Source organism: Pedobacter jaeyakensis, from assembly GCF_054461315.1.
In genome coordinates this window covers 1,613,392-1,631,861 of the sequence record NZ_CM136921.1, presented here as the reverse complement: position 1 = coordinate 1,631,861, position 18,470 = coordinate 1,613,392, and the positions used below count along the sequence as shown (strand labels likewise).

Annotated in this window: 18 protein-coding genes; 9 read left to right on the top strand and 9 right to left on the bottom strand. The window is 40.0% G+C overall.

The genetic code is table 11. The annotated features are described in order from the left end of the window. Positions 1-46: 46 nt before the first annotated feature. Positions 47-526, top strand: coding sequence for an ABC transporter ATPase (locus ACXZ1K_RS07185; protein ID WP_458972706.1), 480 nt, complete (start codon positions 47-49; stop codon positions 524-526). A 21-nt stretch (positions 527-547) separates the two neighbouring features. On the opposite strand, the gene mtgA is transcribed toward ACXZ1K_RS07185, so the two are convergent. From mtgA to ACXZ1K_RS07160, 5 genes are all read right to left on the bottom strand, one after another. Continuing rightward, positions 548-1,270 (bottom strand): monofunctional biosynthetic peptidoglycan transglycosylase, encoded by a 723-nt coding sequence (mtgA, locus tag ACXZ1K_RS07180; RefSeq protein ID WP_458972705.1) that lies wholly within the window; start codon positions 1,268-1,270, stop codon positions 548-550. Positions 1,271-1,375: 105 nt separating this feature from the next. Continuing rightward, the gene (gene rplI, locus ACXZ1K_RS07175) at positions 1,376-1,819 is read right to left on the bottom strand and encodes a 50S ribosomal protein L9 (RefSeq protein ID WP_458972704.1); all 444 of its coding nucleotides are present in this window, start codon (positions 1,817-1,819) and stop codon (positions 1,376-1,378) included. Between the two features lie 10 nt (positions 1,820-1,829). Next, positions 1,830-2,093, bottom strand: coding sequence for a 30S ribosomal protein S18 (rpsR, locus tag ACXZ1K_RS07170; RefSeq protein ID WP_084291565.1), 264 nt, complete (start codon positions 2,091-2,093; stop codon positions 1,830-1,832). After that, entirely contained in the window at positions 2,093-2,452 is a 360-nt protein-coding gene (gene rpsF, locus ACXZ1K_RS07165) for a 30S ribosomal protein S6 (protein ID WP_458972703.1), read from the bottom strand. Before rpsF ends, rpsR begins: the two co-directional genes overlap by 1 nt. 129 nt (positions 2,453-2,581) lie before the next feature. Beyond that, complete coding sequence (locus ACXZ1K_RS07160) at positions 2,582-3,736, bottom strand: hypothetical protein (protein ID WP_458972702.1); 1,155 nt, start codon at positions 3,734-3,736, stop codon at positions 2,582-2,584. Positions 3,737-3,872: 136 nt separating this feature from the next. Between ACXZ1K_RS07160 and ACXZ1K_RS07155 the strand changes: the two genes are divergently transcribed. Next, the gene (locus ACXZ1K_RS07155; RefSeq protein ID WP_458972701.1) at positions 3,873-5,696 is read left to right on the top strand and encodes a DNA polymerase III subunit gamma/tau; all 1,824 of its coding nucleotides are present in this window, start codon (positions 3,873-3,875) and stop codon (positions 5,694-5,696) included. 3 nt (positions 5,697-5,699) lie between these two features. On the opposite strand, the gene ACXZ1K_RS07150 is transcribed toward ACXZ1K_RS07155, so the two are convergent. Continuing rightward, entirely contained in the window at positions 5,700-6,122 is a 423-nt protein-coding gene (locus ACXZ1K_RS07150) for a hypothetical protein (protein ID WP_458972700.1), read from the bottom strand. A 111-nt stretch (positions 6,123-6,233) separates the two neighbouring features. Beyond that, positions 6,234-8,453 (bottom strand): NADP-dependent isocitrate dehydrogenase, encoded by a 2,220-nt coding sequence (locus ACXZ1K_RS07145; protein WP_458972699.1) that lies wholly within the window; start codon positions 8,451-8,453, stop codon positions 6,234-6,236. A 184-nt stretch (positions 8,454-8,637) separates the two neighbouring features. On the opposite strand from ACXZ1K_RS07145, the gene ACXZ1K_RS07140 reads away from it, so the two are divergent. The 3 genes from ACXZ1K_RS07140 (at position 8,638) to ACXZ1K_RS07130 (ending at position 12,254) form a co-directional block, all read left to right on the top strand. Then, positions 8,638-10,695: a TonB-dependent receptor gene (locus tag ACXZ1K_RS07140; protein ID WP_458972698.1), complete on the top strand. Its 2,058-nt coding sequence runs from the start codon at positions 8,638-8,640 to the stop codon at positions 10,693-10,695. A 37-nt stretch (positions 10,696-10,732) separates the two neighbouring features. After that, a complete protein-coding gene (locus ACXZ1K_RS07135; protein WP_458972697.1) occupies positions 10,733-11,464 on the top strand; it encodes a ThuA domain-containing protein in 732 nt (243 codons plus the stop codon). 283 nt (positions 11,465-11,747) lie between these two features. Continuing rightward, complete coding sequence (locus ACXZ1K_RS07130) at positions 11,748-12,254, top strand: hypothetical protein (RefSeq protein ID WP_458972696.1); 507 nt, start codon at positions 11,748-11,750, stop codon at positions 12,252-12,254. A 1-nt stretch (position 12,255) separates the two neighbouring features. Here the strand turns inward: ACXZ1K_RS07130 and ACXZ1K_RS07125 are convergent, their stop codons facing one another. Then, the gene (locus ACXZ1K_RS07125) at positions 12,256-12,942 is read right to left on the bottom strand and encodes an RluA family pseudouridine synthase (RefSeq protein WP_458972695.1); all 687 of its coding nucleotides are present in this window, start codon (positions 12,940-12,942) and stop codon (positions 12,256-12,258) included. Beyond that, complete coding sequence (gene panB, locus ACXZ1K_RS07120) at positions 12,942-13,757, bottom strand: 3-methyl-2-oxobutanoate hydroxymethyltransferase (protein ID WP_458972694.1); 816 nt, start codon at positions 13,755-13,757, stop codon at positions 12,942-12,944. The genes ACXZ1K_RS07125 and panB overlap by 1 nt, the downstream gene beginning before the upstream one ends. 229 nt (positions 13,758-13,986) lie before the next feature. On the opposite strand from panB, the gene carA reads away from it, so the two are divergent. The 4 genes from carA to eno all read left to right on the top strand — a co-directional run bounded on the left by carA (position 13,987) and on the right by eno (position 18,458). Further along, on the top strand, positions 13,987-15,099 hold the full coding sequence (carA, locus tag ACXZ1K_RS07115) for a glutamine-hydrolyzing carbamoyl-phosphate synthase small subunit (protein ID WP_458972693.1): 1,113 nt from the start codon (positions 13,987-13,989) through the stop codon (positions 15,097-15,099). Positions 15,100-15,198: 99 nt separating this feature from the next. Continuing rightward, a complete protein-coding gene (locus ACXZ1K_RS07110) occupies positions 15,199-15,969 on the top strand; it encodes an ABC transporter ATP-binding protein (protein ID WP_458972692.1) in 771 nt (256 codons plus the stop codon). An 8-nt stretch (positions 15,970-15,977) separates the two neighbouring features. Continuing rightward, complete coding sequence (locus tag ACXZ1K_RS07105) at positions 15,978-17,069, top strand: ABC transporter permease (protein WP_458972691.1); 1,092 nt, start codon at positions 15,978-15,980, stop codon at positions 17,067-17,069. Positions 17,070-17,162: 93 nt separating this feature from the next. After that, positions 17,163-18,458 (top strand): phosphopyruvate hydratase, encoded by a 1,296-nt coding sequence (gene eno / locus ACXZ1K_RS07100; protein WP_458972690.1) that lies wholly within the window; start codon positions 17,163-17,165, stop codon positions 18,456-18,458. Positions 18,459-18,470 lie beyond the last annotated feature (12 nt).

The following is an 18,470-nucleotide window of genomic DNA, read 5'->3' as shown; positions in this document are numbered from 1 at the left end:
GAAATGATTTCAGGGTATCAAGTTAAAAAAAAATGTAATTTTGAATATGAGTTTTTCTCCACAATCTAAAATTTGGATCTATCAAAGTAACCGCGCGTTTACAGAAGTTGAAACCATTGCAATTCAGCAAAAAATAACCGCTTTCACTGAACAATGGAAGGCACATGGCCACCAGCTTAAAGCTAAGGCAGAGGTACTACATAGTTACTTTATTGTATTCACTGTCGACGAGACTGCTTCCGGTGCAACTGGCTGTTCTATCGATGCATCTGTACGTGTTGTAAAGGAGATAGAAGAACAATACCAGGTAGATCTATTTAATAGGTTTAACATGGCTTATCTTGTAGATGATAAAGTTGTGGTAACGAACAAAGAAGATTTTGAAACTTTAATTAATATAAAAGCTGTCGGCCCGAAAACCATAGTGTTCAATAATATGGTGCAAAACTTGCAAGAATTTGAAACCAAATGGCAAGTACCCTTTGAGCAAAGCTGGCATAACATCGTTTTTGCTCACCTATTGTAACAGAACCCTCGCTTCATTAGGTTAAAAATCCAGAGGCCCTAACCTGCGCATATTTCGCATGATCAGGTATTGTCTGTGCTTGATGTAAGTCGTAGGCTTTCGGGGGGTCCAGCGCCTTGGATTAGGGAAGCATGCTGCTATAATAGCTGCCTGAGAACGGGTAAGTTTGCTGCACGACTTACCAAAGTATTCTTGCGATGCAGCTTCTGCACCGTAAATCCCGTCGCCCATCTCAATTACATTGAGGTAAACCTCCAGTATTCTTTCCTTACTCCACAGTATCTCTATAAGTAACGTAAAATACGCCTCAAATCCTTTTCTAATCCAAGATCTTCCAGGCCATAAAAAAACGTTTTTAGCTGTTTGCTGAGATATAGTGCTTCCACCTTTAATATTTTTCCCTTTCTTGTTGGTTTTGAAGGCTTTTTCAATCGCCTTAACATCAAATCCCAGGTGTTTTAAAAACAATTGATCTTCTGCAGAAACAGCGGCCCTCTTCATATTGTCTGAGATATCCTCAAAATCAACCCAATCTTTCTTCATCTTGGATGGCTTATCATCTGAGCTGCGTTCAATATTACGCTGAATCATTAGTAAAGTGATGGGCGGGTTTACAAATCGATAGGCCAGTACCCACAGTACGGTAACCATCAAAAACCACAGGAAAATCTTTGAAATAACGGAAGTGATTCTCTTTAAACGGGGATTTTTATTGCTCCTAACCACCTTTTTCTGCTTTGCCATCGGCCAAAGATAGATATTGAGCAACTCAAATCAAATTGCAAATCTAAGGGTATAAAAAAAGCGCCCAGAAATATCTGAACGCTTTTATATCTCAGTTAATGAAGATTACTCAGCAACTACTGCGAAAGGAACTTTAACTTTCACTTCTTTGTGTAAGTTTAAGTTGGCAACATAATCACCAACAAATTTAGGTTCAGTTTCGAAAGTAATGCGGCGACGGTCAACATCAAAACCTTGTTGTTTCAATGCATCAGCAATCATAATGGTATTCACTGCACCAAAAATCTTACCTGATTCACCTGCTTTAGCTCCAATTGAAAGTTTAACTTCCGCTAAACGTTCAGCAATGCCTTCTGCATCTTTCTTAATTTTATCTTGTTTAAAAGCCGCTTGCTTTAAGTTTTCTGCTAAAACTTTTTTCGCAGAAACAGTTGCCAACTGACCAAATCCTTGTGGGATTAAGTAGTTACGACCATAACCTGGCTTTACATTTACGATATCGTCTTTCTCCCCTAGGGATTTAATATCTTGTTTTAAAATGATTTCCATCTCTCAGTTCCTATTTTAATTGGTCAGCAACAAAAGGCAACAAACCAATGTGGCGTGCACGTTTAACCGCTTGAGCCACTTTACGCTGAAATTTCAATGAAGTACCAGTTAAACGGCGAGGTAAAAGTTTACCTTGATCATTGATGAATTTTAACAAAAAGTTTGCGTCTTTGTAATCAATGTATTTAATACCATTTTTTCTAAAACGGCAATATTTCTTCCTGTTATCGTCCACTTTTGGAGCGGTAACATATTGTATTTGATCCTTTGCCATTATACTGCAGCCTCCTGTTTTGGTTTCTTGTTAAAAGCTCCGCTACGCTTCTTTTCATTATACGCAACCGCATGACGGTCTAATCTAATGGTAAGGAAACGCAATACACGCTCATCGCGTTTAAGCTCCAATTCCAATTTACTAATTACATCACCTGTAGATTTATACTCTGTAAGGTGAAAAAATCCGCTTGCTTTTTTTTCAATCGGATACGCTAATTTTCTCAAACCCCAATTGTCCTCTTGAACAATTTCGGCTCCGTTATCAGTGATGATTTTGCTAAATTTCGCCAATGCTTCTTTAGCAACTTCTTCTGATAACAACGGGGTTAGAACGATAACAGTTTCGTACTGATTCATTGTTATTAATTTGTTTTTTAATTTAATCCCGCACTTTTATTACGGGAGGGCAAAGCTAACAATAAATTTCTAATAATCAAAAGGTTTAATGATTAGTAAATAGCAGGTTATCAAAATCGCTATACGCAATTATTTTCCGAAATGATACTTAAGCCCAACCTGCAAAATATTCAGCTTTACATCGAAGGCGTTGTAGTTTGATACTGAATACGCGGGAGTATAGGTAGCCCCAGCTTCTATTTTTTTATTGATGAGTATCCCTGCACTAAAATTATACGCGATGGATGCGCTATTCAATGCAACTTCTGTTTCGATAAATTGATCTCCCGATCCGGATACAGGCACTACTCTTCCAGCTTTATTGTTGTTGAATTTCGAATAGTTTGCTATCGCACCGACCCCAAAAAAAACCTTCAGCTTCTCCTGGTTGTATACGTTTGCCAACACCTTTGGGTTAAATGAAAGCGTCATGTGATCAAAAGAATGAACCATATCCCCATTTGCAATTTTCAAATCCTTTCCCATCAACAAAGAAAGTTCCGCTCTGTAAACAAAGAAAGCAGCGGTAGCACCATTAAATAAATCTGCACCCACTGATATACTTGGCATTAAAGATGATGTTCTAACCGCAGCATCGCTTGAAAGCGGGTGCTGACCAGTATAACGCGGCGATGTATTGCTTACCCCAACTCCAACAAAAAGTCTTGTGTTTTTCTTCGCAACTCTCACCACCTCACGGTTCATCATGGCTATTACTTTTGAAAGATCTTGCTCATTGTACTTAACGGATTCCATGTCACTTTCAAAATATTGAGTACCACTATTATAGTTTCTCATTTCAAACAGCAGTTGCCCTTTATAACGATCATTGTCGGCTATTAATTCATAGGGATCGGCACTGGCATTTCCCTTTAGAAAAAACCGCTCTCTTAAATCATCTCTATATTTGTAAAAAGTAACATTGAATCCTTTCAAAAGTACCTTTAAAAACACCGTCGCCTCAGTCGATGCAGAACCCTGACTAACAGCTAAGGTAAAACGCTCAAAATTTCCGTAACCCTTGATCCCATAGGCTTTGCAATTCTCCACCGTCATCGTCTGCAGCACACCATTTTCTCCAGGCTTAAACGTGAAGCTAGTTATCGAATTCAGCTGAGGTTTGTAATCAATATACCCCTCTAAAGTATCTTTAGCGTTGTTAACGATGTAACCTCTTTGGAAATTTGACTGCGCAGCAGACAGCACAGGAAGGGCTAAAAATAAGCCGATGAGAAAGCGTTTCATATTATTGGTTTGTCTTTGGTTGCCCAAAATTAATTTTATTTCAGACAAATCAAACAGTCCCCCAAAAAAAATCCTTCTTTATTATTTCCCAACAATACTATATACCTCTCTAAAAAATTTATAATTTCGTTGTCGCATGGAAAACTTTATCGTATCAGCCCGTAAGTACCGCCCGGCAACGTTTGAAACCGTTGTTGGTCAGCAGCACATTACAGGCACACTTAAAAATGCGATAAAAAATAATCAGCTTGCCCAAGCATTCCTTTTTTGTGGCCCTCGGGGTGTAGGTAAAACAACCTGTGCAAGGATACTAGCCAAAACCATTAACTGCACTAATTTAACGGCAGATCAGGAAGCTTGCGGTACTTGTGAATCTTGTATGTCTTTCCAGACCGGGCATTCGTTTAACTTTCATGAACTGGATGCTGCGTCCAACAATTCAGTGGATGATATCAGGAGCCTGATAGACCAGGTTCGGATTCCACCACAAGCAGGTAAGTATAAAATCTATATCATAGATGAGGTGCACATGCTATCGGCAAATGCATTCAATGCATTTTTAAAGACACTTGAAGAGCCGCCATCCTACGCAATCTTTATTTTAGCCACTACTGAGAAGCATAAGATTCTGCCAACCATTCTTTCCCGCTGCCAGATTTTCGACTTCAACAGAATTCAAGTTGACGATATTGCGACGCTTCTGAACAAGATCGCTGTTCGCGAACAGATTCTGGTAGAAGAAGATGGTTTGCACATCATCGCTCAAAAGGCTGATGGTGGCTTGAGGGACGCGCTCTCCATGTTTGATCAGATTGTTAGCTATACCAATAAAAACCTGACTTATAAGTCCGTAATCGCCAATCTAAATATACTCGATTACGATTACTATTTTAAGCTGACTGATTTTCTAACCAGCACCAATGTCAGCCAAGCGCTAATATTATTTGATGATATTCTAAACAATGGTTTTGATGGCAACAATTTTATAAACGGCTTGTCAGCGCACCTTAGAAATTTGCTGGTAGCCAAAGATCCTCAAACTACCCGGCTACTCGAAGTAAGTGAAAACATTAAACAACGGTATATCAGTCAAAGTCAGCTTACTCAGGTATCATTTATATTAACGGCCTTAAACCTAGCTAACCAGTGCGACCTCAATTATAAGAACAGCAAAAACCAACGACTACAGGTAGAGCTCACGCTGATCAAAATGTGCCATATCCCTTCGGTACTCAACTTGGCACAACTGCATAAATCAAGCCCATCAACTGACGAAGATCAGATTAAAAAAAAAACTAATCTAAGTTCTGAAAACGTCGAGCCGGCTGCGCAAACTATTACGTCAGCCCCATCAGTTAAAACAGAAATAGCTTCTGAAAAAAAACCAGAACAGACAGTAAAAGAGGAAATTACAGATAGCGCTATTCCGATAGCTGCCGCCAAAATTAACATTCCAACCAACCGCATTGCATTAAACCCATTATCAGATCAAAATAAAGCAAGCACGCTCATACCATCACTTACTGACTTGGCAAGAGCTGCCGCAGGTGAAGATGATAAAGAGCCCAAATATATTATTGGCGAAGCTAAAGAAGCCTTCACTATAGAACAATTCCTGGATTGCTGGAACAGCTATACCAATAAGGTAAAAGAAGAAGGGAAAATTAACGTTTACACCTTATTAAGTACCTCGGAGCCCCAGTTGCAAGATGATGATGTCATTTTGGTTCATGTAGAGCATAAGCTTCAGGAAGGATTACTGCATGATGAAATGATTGACTTGTTGAATTACATCCGGCCGCGACTGAAAAACTTTAATATCAGTATTAAAGCCAAGCAAGTAACGCGTGCAGCTGTAAACAGATTATACACCAGTACTGAAAAATATCAGTACCTGGTGGAAAAGAATCCTAAGCTAGAAGAAATGCGAAGGCGTTTTAACCTTGACATCAACAATTAATTTTTACTTAGCGGGAGTGTCATTTACAGGGTAACCTTCCTCGTCCAAATCATCCCGGTCATCTTCAGGAGTGCGTGCCAGAAACTCATCCTCTGGTTCAACCTCAATGCTTTCTCCGTTATCAATGTGCATACCTAAATCGCCAAGTCCGGCTTCTATCTGGTCTTCCTTTTTAGCATACTCATCGCCTACATATGGATTGGCTTCATCATAATCTGAATTAAAATCGGCGCCATTTTCTGAAGGAGTCTCGTAAGGAAACGGATGATCATAATCCTTATCAGGACCTTTCACATCCACTTCAAACGTATTCTTATCCTTGTCAAAAGACAAATTATCGAAATCCTTGGTTTCGCCTAAATCTGAATTATGTAATCTATCAGAAGAACCTTGACCTCCTGAAACCGTATTTTCATTTGCGCTCATAACATTATAATTTATAAAACTATAACGTTATCCAATCGGCATTTGTTTGCCATATAAATCAAAAAGCCCGTCTGCAAATGCAAACGGGCTTACCACTTTTCTTAAGAAATATTATAGTGATGCAAGTGCTGCATTTAAAGTCTCACTTGGACGCATGGCTTTAAACGCCAAGTCATCACTTGGATGATAATAACCTCCAATATCCTGAGGCTTACCTTGAGCACCAATCAGCTCTCCAACAATTTCTGCTTCCTGTTCAGTAAAGGCTTTAGCTAAAGGCGTAAACCTTGCTTTCAATTCTGCATCCTTATCTTGTGCGGCCAAACCTTCTGCCCAATACATAGCGAGGTAAAAATGTGAACCACGATTATCTATCTGCCCTACTTTTCTGGCAGGGGATTTATCATTTGCCAGAAACTTTTCAGTTGCAAGGTCTAAAGTTTCTGCAAGGACCAAAGCTTTAGGATTATTTTGTGTCTGGCCAAGGTGTTCTAAAGAAACAGCCAGTGCCAAAAATTCACCCAATGAATCCCAACGCAAATATCCCTCTTCTAAGAATTGCTCAATATGTTTAGGAGCAGATCCACCAGCCCCGGTTTCAAACAATCCACCACCATTCATTAGCGGCACAATAGACAACATTTTAGCAGAGGTCCCAAGTTCAAGAATTGGGAATAAATCTGTTAAATAGTCACGCAATACGTTACCTGTTACTGAAATCGTATCCTCACCTTTACGGATCCGGGCTAATGTAAATTTAGTGGCCTCAACTGGCGATAAAATTCGGATATCTAAGCCTTTTGTATCCAAGTGCGACAAATAGTTATTTACTTTTTCAATAATCTGCCTGTCATGTGCTCTATGGCTATCTAACCAAAAGACAGCAGGTGTAGCTGATAAACGCGCCCTGTTCACGGCTAATTTAACCCAATCTTGTATAGGTGCATCCTTGGTCTGGCACATGCGGAAGATATCGCCGCTTTCAACCTGCTGATCAAAAAACAACTTACCTTCAGCATCAATTACGCGGATTGTTCCTTTTGCAGTTGCCTGGAAAGTTTTATCATGCGACCCATATTCTTCAGCTTTCTGAGCCATCAAACCAACATTTGGCACAGAACCCATTGTGGTCACATCAAAGGCGCCATTTATCTTACAGTCTTCAATCGTTGCAGTGTAAACACCAGCATAGGAACGATCAGGAATAATGGCAATCGTATCCGCTAACTTGTTGTCTTTATTCCACATTTGACCCGAAGTACGGATCATTGCCGGCATCGAAGCATCAACAATCACATCAGAAGGTACATGCAGGTTAGTGATACCCTTATCAGAATTTACCATCGCCAATGCGGGTCCGTTTGCAATTGCCTCTTCTATCGCAGCCTTTACCTCTGCTTCTTGTATATTCCCGGCAATCTTCGCGTAAACATCACCCAATCCATTGCGAGTATCTACATGAAGTGCTTTAAAAAGCTCATCATATTTAGCAAACACATCTGCAAAATAAACTTCAACGATGGCGCCAAAAATAATAGGATCTGAGACTTTCATCATCGTCGCCTTTAGGTGAGCAGAAAGCAACACCCCGGCCGCCTTCGCTTCTGCAATAGCTTCTGCAACGAAGGATTTTAAAGCAGAGATACTTAATACCGAACTATCAATAACTTCTCCTGCCTTTAACGAACCAAGACCCTTTAATTCGGTAACCGCTCCGCTTCCGTCAACAAACTCTATTTTAAACTGACTTGCCTCTGCAAGGGTAACAGACTTTTCTGAACCATAAAAATCACCAGTACTCATACTGGCCACCCGGGTTTTAGAATCTGCCGACCACTTACCCATAGAATGAGGGTTAGCTTTCGCATAATTTTTTACTGCTTTAGGCGCCCTTCTATCTGAATTACCTTCACGTAGAACTGGATTAACCGCAGATCCCAATACCTTCGCATATTTGGCTTTAATTGCTTTCTCGTCATCTGTTTGCGCATTATCCGGATAATCGGGAATGGCATAACCTTGCGATTGCAGCTCTGTAATTGCACCAACCAACTGAGGAATAGAAGCAGAAATATTCGGCAACTTAATGATATTGGCCTCAGGTGTAGTAGCAAGCTTCCCAAGCTCAGTCAATGCATCGCCAACTTTCTGATCATCTTTTAGAAATTCTGGGAAATTCGCTAAAATCCTTCCCGCTAAAGAAATATCTCTGGTTTCTACATCAATGCCTGCTGAGGCGGTAAAAGCTTGTACAATTGGCAGCAATGAGTAGGTTGCCAACATTGGCGCTTCATCTGTTTTAGTATAGATAATTTTTGCTTTGTTCGACATGTTGTTTATAAATACAATTATATAAATGAAAATAAAAGCAGATTGTTTTTAACAAACATGCTCCCGTTAAAATCGCCTAAAGATAGGATTTTGTTGTCAACCTGCTATATAACGAAAACATATTAACGTAAATATGGTAATACATCTTAACGATTAGTCTGTCTAAACTATAGCTTTGTTATCGATGAAAATAATCTTTACCACTTTACTGGCCATCAGCTGTTCCTTAAGCTTTGCACAAACTAAATCAGATACCACAAAACACTTAAATGAAGTGATCATAAAGCCTTATTTTTCCAGTCAGCCACTACTTCGTTCTACCGGAAGCATCGGATTAATTGATCAGGCAGCATTAGACAAGCAACCTTCCAACTCGTTGGTAAGTGCGGTAAATACCGTTTCTGGCGTTCGCATGGAAGAACGCTCGCCTGGCAGTTACCGGTTATCAATTAGAGGGAGTTTGCTCAGGTCCCCGTTTGGCATCAGGAATGTAAAAATCTATTTTGACGATTTCCCATTGACCGATGCAGGAGGCAATAGTTATTTAAATGCGCTTGACGTGGCAGGCGCAAACCAAATACAAATACTTAAAGGTCCGCATGGCAGCATATACGGCGCCAACTCTGGCGGCGTAATCTTAATCCAACCGCAAAGCAGGGCTGATAGTACCACTGCACAATTAAAACTAGAAGGAGGTTCATTCGGGATGTTCCATCAAACCGCAATGCTTAAGCAGCAGTTCAGTAAATACAGCTTTGAACTGACACAAGCTTACCAGCGGAGCGATGGCTATCGCGATCATAGCGCAATGGACCGCAAATATTTCCAATTGCTCCAAAAGTTAGATTATGCAAAAAATGCCAGTTTAAAAGCCATAGTATTTTATTCTGACCTTCACTATGACACACCTGGCGGGTTAAATGCCGCGCAATTTTTAGCCAATCCAAGAGCATCGCGACCAGCAACCCCCGCTACAAAGAGTGCCATAGAGCAGCAAGCAGGTATTTTTAGCAACACCCTGTATGGAGGCATATCCAATACCTGGAACATCAGTCAACATTTCAATCATGTGATCTCTGTATTTTCTTCACACACAAATTTCAAGAACCCGTTCATCACCAATTACGAGAAGCGTAAGGAATCTACCATCGGCCTCCGCTCCTATTTGGAATATACCAACAATGCTCAATTTGCGAATTGGAAACTCAATGTAGGATTGGAAAGCATGCAGACCGCTACAGACTTTCAGAACTTCGACAACAACTTCGGCACAACTGGCGCAATCCAAGCGTCAGATAAACTAAAGGCGAAATCGAACTTTGCATTTGTACACCTAAGCGCAGATATAGCTTCAAAATTACTAATAGAACTCTCCGCAAGTTCCAACTTATATAGTTACAATTACGAAAGCCTGGCGCCAATTGCAATTGCCAAGCAAACCAAGAAGTTCAGCAATCAGTTTATGCCACGCCTGGCATTATCTTATCTTTTAACTAAAGATCTATCTTTAAGAGGCTCTATAAGCAAGGGTTATTCCCCTCCAACCCTGGCAGAAGTCAGGGCATCTAACAATGTGATCAATGTAGATTTACAGCCAGAATATGGCTGGAATTACGAAACAGGCGTACGCCTGCAAGCCATTGACAACAGATTGTATGCCGACCTAACCGGTTTTTATTACCATTTAAACAATGCCATCGTAAGGCGAGTAGATCAAAACGTGACAGAGTTTTTTGTAAATGCAGGTGGCACTAAACAATTGGGACTGGAAACATCTCTTTCTTTTTGGCTTATAACGGAAAAGCAGACAGGATTAATCCGCGGCCTTCAATTAAGAAACAGCTATACTTTAAGTCGGTTCAAATTTGAGGATTACCTGAACAATACAGACAATTACTCCGGCAATAGGCTAACGGGTGTGCCTAAAGCAGCAATTGTCAGCAACGCTGAAATACATTTACCAAAGTCGATCTATGCGTTTTTACAGCACAACTATACGTCTAGCATACCATTAAACGATGCAAATACGGTGTATGCTAGAAAATACCACCTGATGCAGGCAAAAATTGGCATTAAGGATCTGAGATTAGGCAAGTTGCCCTTAGAATTGTTTGCCGGGGCCGACAATTTGCTGAACCAGAAGTACAGCTTAGGTAACGATCTTAATGCAGTTGGCGCCAGATACTTCAATGCAGCCGCAACCAGAAGTTTTTATGGCGGACTAGTTGTAAAAATGCAATAGATTACCACTATATTTATTCCCCTATAAACACATAACAATGAATACTAAAAAATTATTTGGCGCCTTTGTGGTTGCCATGATCTTAATGAGCAACCTTGTTTCGGCACAAAAGAATCGTGTACTTGTATTTTCTAAAACTGCAGGTTTCCATCACTCGTCTATTGACGTGGGTATGGCTGCCATTCAAAAACTAGGGGCTGAAAATAAATTTGCGGTGGATACAACGAGAGATGCAAGCAACTTTAACACCGCAAACCTAAAAAAATACAAAGCAGTTATTTTTTTAAATACGACTGGGGATGCATTGAACAATGAAGAACAAACCGCTTTTGAGCAATATATCAAATCTGGAAATGGTTTTGTTGGCGTACATTCCGCAACTGACACAGAATATGATTGGGCGTGGTACGGCAAGTTAGTTGGTGCTTATTTTGTAAGCCATCCCGCGCAGCAAACTGCAACGCTCAACGTGGTAGATCGTACAACAATTGCTACAAAACATCTTCCTGCAGTTTGGAGCAGAAAAGATGAATGGTATAATTTCAAGAATATAGCTCCAGACCTTAACGTGCTGATCACTATCGATGAAACCAGCTACACAGGAGGAATAAATGGCGCTACACACCCTATGGCCTGGTATCATAATTATGATGGCGGTCGCGCTTTTTACACAGAACTAGGTCACGTTGAGGAATCTTACGCAGATCCACTTTACCTGAATCATTTGTTAGGCGGAATCAAATATGCGCTTGGTGCGAAAATGAAATAGTATCAAAATATTCAAATATGAAAACCCGAACTAGAGGAATGCTAACAGCATCTGGAAAAGTTCGGATTTTCTTTTTAAGAAACAGGGACCTAACAGGGAGATAACAGGGAGTTAACAGGGACTTAGCAGGGACAAAATTCCTGTTTTATCCGAATCAAATCCCTATAAAATCCGCTTTAAATCCTGGTTTTTTAACTTGTAATTAAGAAGCACTAGCTTATTCATCCAGAAGAAGGTAAATAGAGTACATATATTTTGGCAAAACAATTGCTATCCGCATTGTATGAAAAATATAAAGAGATTCAGATTTATCGTGCCAATTTTCGCAGTAGTAGCTGTGTTTTGTATAAGTTCATGTACAAACGATAAAAAAGCCGGACAACAAACAGATACCGTTGCTAAAACTAGTAAGGATACGACAGCAGTGGTTTCGAATGACCAGGAGCTTGGTAATTGTTATGCCTACATAAAAAATAGAGATACCGCATACTTAAACTTACAAATAGCTGGTGAAGAAGTTACTGGAGATTTGAGCTATAAATTATTTGAAAAAGATAGCAACAAAGGTAAAATAGCAGGTGAATTGAAGGGCGACACCATTATTGCCGAATATACATTCGACTCGGAAGGCATGCGTTCTGTTCGCGAAATCGTATTTCTTCATAAAGGTGGGCAACTGATAGAAGGTTTTGGCGATGTTGAACAAAAAGGTGTGAAAACAGTTTTTAAAAACAGAGCTGCGCTTAAGTTTGACAATGGTTTAGTTTTCGAAAAAACAGATTGTAAGTAACTTAACAGTTTTCAAATTTTTCCCAAAAACCGTCTATCGGCAGTCTAGCGAAAATATTAACTGGTTCTTTTTTAACGGGATGCATGAATTGCAGTCTTCTTGCATGCAGGCAAATGCTGCCCTTTCTGCTCCCGCGGGGATAGCCGTATTTATTATCTCCAACGATCGGACTCCCTAAAGAGGACAACTGTACGCGGATTTGATGAGAACGACCAGTTAACGGATCTACTTCAATTAAATAGTAGTCGTTCAACTCAGTGATCACCCTAAAACTTAGTTCGGCACGCTGACTACCCTGAACCTCAGTTTTGTAATAAGTTACCACATTTTTTTGAGGATTCTTTACCAACCAATGTACCAAAGTACCCGACATTTGTGATGGTTTGTTTCTTACCACTGCCCAATAAGTCTTTTTAACCTCCCTGTTTTTAAACATGGCGTTCATTCTTTCTAGTGCCTTGCTGGTCTTTGCAAACAAAATAACACCGCTAACAGGTCTGTCTAAGCGGTGTACTACACCTAAAAATGCACTATTGGGTTTGTTATATTTTTTAGCCAGATATTTTTTAACCTGCTCATCCAGCGGCTCATCCCCTGTTTCATCAACCTGCACTATATCGCCGGCTTTTTTGTTAACAGCAATGAGATGATTGTCTTCGTATAAAATATCCTTATCGGTAACAGGCATTAGTATTGTTCTTTTGCATTTGGAAAATCTTTGGATTTAACATCGCTGATGTAAGATTTTGCTGCACCCGAGATGCCTTCATAAAGATCTAAATACTGACGTAAAAATCTTGGCTTAAAGCCTTTGGTTAAGCCAATCATATCATTAACTACCAAAACTTGTCCGTCGCAATCTGGCCCTGCTCCTATACCAATTGTAGGGATGGAAAGGCTTTCAGAAACCTCTTTAGCTAATCTGGCGGGGATTTTCTCCAATACAATACCAAAACAGCCGGCTTCTTGTAAAGCAAGTGCATCTATTTTCAGTTTCTCGGCTTCCGCTTCGTCTTTAGCCCTTACCGTGTAGGTGCCAAATTTATAAATTGATTGTGGGGTTAAACCCAGATGGCCCATCACTGGTATGCCCGCAGTAATGATGCGTGAAATAGATTCTGCTACCTCGGTTCCGCCTTCCAATTTCACACCATGTGCGCCAGATTCCTTCATAATCCTGATAGCAGAATTAAGAGCTTCTTTTGAATTGCCCTGATAAGAACCGAAAGGTAAATCTACCACAACAAATGCTCTGGCTGCTCCTCTAACTACGCCCTGCGCATGGTAAATCATTTGATCAAGCGTGATTGGCAAGGTAGTTTCATGACCGGCCATCACGTTGGATGCAGAATCACCAACGAGCAAAACATCCAGGCCTGCGTCGTCCAGGATAGTGGCCATAGAGTAATCGTATGCTGTTAACATCGCTATTTTCTCTCCGCTATGCTTCATTTCTTGAAGAATATGAGTGGTGATGCGCTTTACTTCTTTGTTTACAGACATGGCATTTCGTTTTGTTGGAGCAAAATTACTTTTTACAACTGAAATAAAGATAGTTTTATTGTTTTAAAAAAGGCCTTGATATAAAGCTGCAAACACGTATCTTTGTACTCCGAAATGAAGGGGTTATTTAACAGCACATTTGTTAATTACGAAAGCGACATCAAAGTCGGATATAAACTTCCATTTTCCTCATTTTCCTTCATCAAAAATTTTCATTTTAATAATCCGCATGACTAATTACACAAAGTTACCTGCAATTTTGCTGCTCGCTGACGGCACCGTTTATTATGGTAAAGCTGCCGGAAAAATTGGTACAACAACTGGAGAGATTTGCTTTAACACAGGAATGACCGGTTATCAGGAAATCTTTACTGATCCTTCTTATTTTGGACAGATTATGGTAACTACCAATGCCCACATCGGGAATTATGGTATCCATAAAGATGAAATCGAGTCTGATAGCATTAAAATTTCTGGCTTGGTTTGTAAAAACTACAATATTGGGTTCAGCCGTAAGGAAGCTTCTGAATCTATTCAGGACTATTTTCAGAATGAAAATATTGTAGGTATTTCTGACATTGATACCCGTTCATTGGTACGTCACATCAGGAATAAAGGAGCAATGAATGGAATTATCTCTTCAGAAATTACCGATATTGATGAGCTTAAAGCTAAACTTGCTGAAGTACCTTCAATGGACGGTTTAGAGTTGTCTTCTCAGGTATCTACTAAGGATTCTTATTTTTATGGTTCTCCAGAGGCGCCGATTAAGGTTGCCGCGCTTGATCTGGGTATTAAGAAAAATATATTAAGAAATTTTGATCATAGGGATATATATATTCAGGTTTTCCCCGCTAAAACTACATTTGCAGAAATGGACAGTTGGGGTGCAGACGGCTATTTTATCTCTAATGGCCCCGGTGACCCGGCGGCAATGCCTTATGCGATAGACACCGTAAAAGAAATTTTAGCGGCAGATAAACCACTTTTTGGAATTTGCCTTGGTCATCAATTACTTGCAGAAGCGAATGGAATTGGTACCATGAAAATGTTTAACGGGCACAGGGGTTTAAATCACCCGGTAAAAAATATAATCAAAAATCATTGTGAGGTAACTTCGCAAAATCATGGTTTTGGTGTTGTTCCTGACGAGGTTAGGAAATCTGATAAGGTTGAAATTACCCACATTAACTTGAACGACCAATCGATTGAAGGTATTCGTGTAAAGGGTAAAAAAGCATTTTCTGTGCAGTACCACCCAGAATCATCACCAGGTCCACATGATTCCAGATATCTGTTTGACGATTTCGTTGACATGATTGAGGGTGAATTGACCTGGTAACAGGTCTTTTACCTACTAAAAACATCATTCTACCGACATTTTTAAAAGGAAGTAACTACGGTTACTTCTTTTTGTTTAAAACCTAGCTACATTTATTATATGGAGAAGAAAGAGGCCATCATCAGTGTAAAAAACCTGGTAAAGAAATATGATGATTTTGTTGCCGTAAAGGGCATCAGCTTTGATGTTTACGAAAATGAAATTTTTGGTCTGCTAGGCCCCAATGGTGCCGGTAAAACCACTACGCTGGAAATCATAGAAACATTAAGGGAAAAGACCGCAGGTGAAGTTTTCGTTGATGGGCACTCAGTAGATCAGGACGCGAACAAGATTAAACGAATAATTGGTGTGCAGCTTCAGGCAGCTGGATATTATCCAAACTTGAACCTTGTTGAGCTTTTGGAACTTTTTTCAGGCTTATATGATGTAAAGATCGATCCTATGGAAATGCTGGGTAAAGTAAATTTACAGGATAAAGCAAAAGCAAAATATAGAGCGCTTTCAGGCGGGCAAAAGCAACGCTTCTCTATCGCAACAACATTAATTAATTCTCCTAAAATTATTTTTCTTGACGAGCCAACTACAGGCCTTGATCCTCAGGCTCGCCGCAACCTTTGGGACCTGATAAATGAGATACGTAGCAACGGTACCACAGTTGTAATTACTACACATTATATGGATGAAGCAGAGCAGCTTTGCGATAGGGTTGCATTTGTGGAGCACGGTGAAATTATTGTTTTAGATACACCTGATGCCTTGATAGACAACTTGGTAAACAGTGGTTTCGAAAGAAAAAAAGAAGTGAAGAAAGCCAATCTTGAAGATGTTTTTATAAACCTTACAGGCAAGGAATGGCGAGCCGATAACTAACACAACAGATGAACAAACCTTACAGTAACCTTAACGCCACATTGGCACTTGCCAAAGCAAGTTTCCGTTCTATAATGCGCAGCCCTTCTGCGGTCGTATTTACGCTGGCCTTCCCTTTGATCTTTATTCTTGTATTCGGTTTCCTTGGAGGTGGTGGTGTGAAGATAGATCTGGCGGTTTCGCCAAAATCAGACACGCAAAACCCGGTAATTAAAGCGCTTGAACACATCAGTGTGGTCCGTTTAATAAAAAACAAAACCACAGAAGAAATAAACGCAGCATTAGAAAAAGGAAATTATGATGCGTTATTAGACATACAGAAGAATGTAGCGGGTACACCAGCATACCTGGTCAACGTGAAATACACTTCTGCTTCTAGAGATAAAGGAAATATCCTCAAGTCGGTTTTGAACAACTTATTATACACTTTGAATACAAGGGACATAAAACCCAGTGTGGCACAGTTGTCGGAAACTATGGTGACCGGAAGAACCTACCGGACAATTGATTTTATCCTCCCGGGACAACTGGGCTTTTCTTTGCTGAGTACGGGTGTATTTGGTACAGCGTTCGTATTCTTTAGTCTGCGTCAAAATCTCGTGATCAAACGTTTCTTTGCTACACCGGTAAGCAGATCGAGCATTGTTTTTGGAGAGGGCATAGCGCGCATTGGTTTTGCATTGTTAGGTGCAGTTTTTATCATTCTGGTTGGGCACTTCCTTTTTAAATTTACGCTGATACATGGAGCAATTACAGTGATAAATATGCTCTTACTGGCATTAATAGGTCTGATTGTTTTCATGGGTTTCGGCTTTGTGGTATCCGGGATAGCCAAGAGCGAAAGCACTATTCCGCCTATTTCTAACATCATAACCCTGCCGCAGTTTTTGCTGTCCGGAACATTTTTTTCTATCGACGCTTTTCCCACCTGGCTACAGCCAATTAGCAGGGCTTTACCCCTTACTTACCTAAATGATGCCATGAGAAAAGTAGCTTTTGAGGGTGCTGGACTATGGGATGTAAAGCAGCAGATTTTGATCATGATTATTTGGGGCATAGGTATTTATGCAGTAGCGGTAAAAGTTTTTAAGTGGGAATAGGCTCGTATTTAAAAATTATTATAACTTTGGGTATTGCCTTAGTAATTGTACATTATACACTAAGGCTTACGTAAAACAAAATATAAATAAAAAATGAGTTTAATAATCGATGTTCATGCACGGCAAATACTTGACTCCCGTGGCAATCCTACTATTGAGGTAGATGTAATTACAGAAAATGGTGTTCTTGGTCGTGCAGCAGTACCTTCTGGTGCTTCAACCGGCGTACACGAAGCTGTAGAGCTAAGGGATGGCGATAAAAAAGTTTACTTAGGTAAAGGCGTTTTAAAAGCTGTAGCAAATGTAAATGATAAAATTGCTGATGAATTAAAAGGTATTGATGTATTTGAACAGACTGCGATTGACAGCTTATTGATTAAGCTTGATGGTACAGAAAACAAAGGAAACCTTGGTGCTAACGCAATTTTAGGTGTTTCTTTAGCTGTTGCTAAAGCTGCCGCACAGGAAAGCCGCCAACCATTATACCGCTATATTGGAGGCGTCAATGCAAATACATTGCCTATTCCAATGATGAACATCGTTAACGGTGGATCTCACTCTGATGCACCTATCGCATTTCAGGAGTTTATGATCATGCCTGTTGGCGCTTCTTCTTTCTCTGAGGCTTTACGTTGGGGAACTGAGGTATTCCATAACTTAAAAGCGATATTGCACGATAGAGGTCTTTCTACTGCTGTAGGTGATGAAGGTGGTTTTGCACCAACGTTCGATGGTACTGAAGATGCTGTAGAAACTATACTTCAAGCAATTGAAAAAGCTGGCTACAAACCGGGCGAGCAAATCTGCCTTGCTTTTGATTGTGCGGCTTCTGAATTCTACAAAGACGGTAAATACGATTATACTAAATTTGAAGGCGATAAAGGTGCAATCCGCAGCAGTGCAGAGCAAGCTGAATATCTAGCCTCTCTAACTGAAAAATATCCTATCATTTCTATTGAAGATGGTATGGGCGAAGATGACTGGGCAGGTTGGAAAATGCTGACAGACAGAGTAGGTGACAAAGTACAGTTGGTTGGTGATGATTTGTTTGTGACCAATGTAAAGAGGTTGCAAAGAGGTATTGACGAAAAAACCGCTAATTCTATCTTGGTAAAAGTTAACCAAATTGGTTCTCTAACTGAAACCATCAATGCCGTTACTTTAGCACAAACTAATGGCTATACTTCAGTAATGAGTCACCGTTCTGGAGAAACAGAAGATGTAACTATCGCCGACCTTGCTGTTGCATTAAACTGCGGACAAATTAAAACGGGTTCAGCTTCTCGCTCTGACAGGATAGCAAAATACAATCAATTACTTCGCATTGAAGAAGAATTGGGTGCTTCTGCACGTTTTATAGGTAAAGATTTCAAATACACAAAAAAATAGTTCGATCATGAT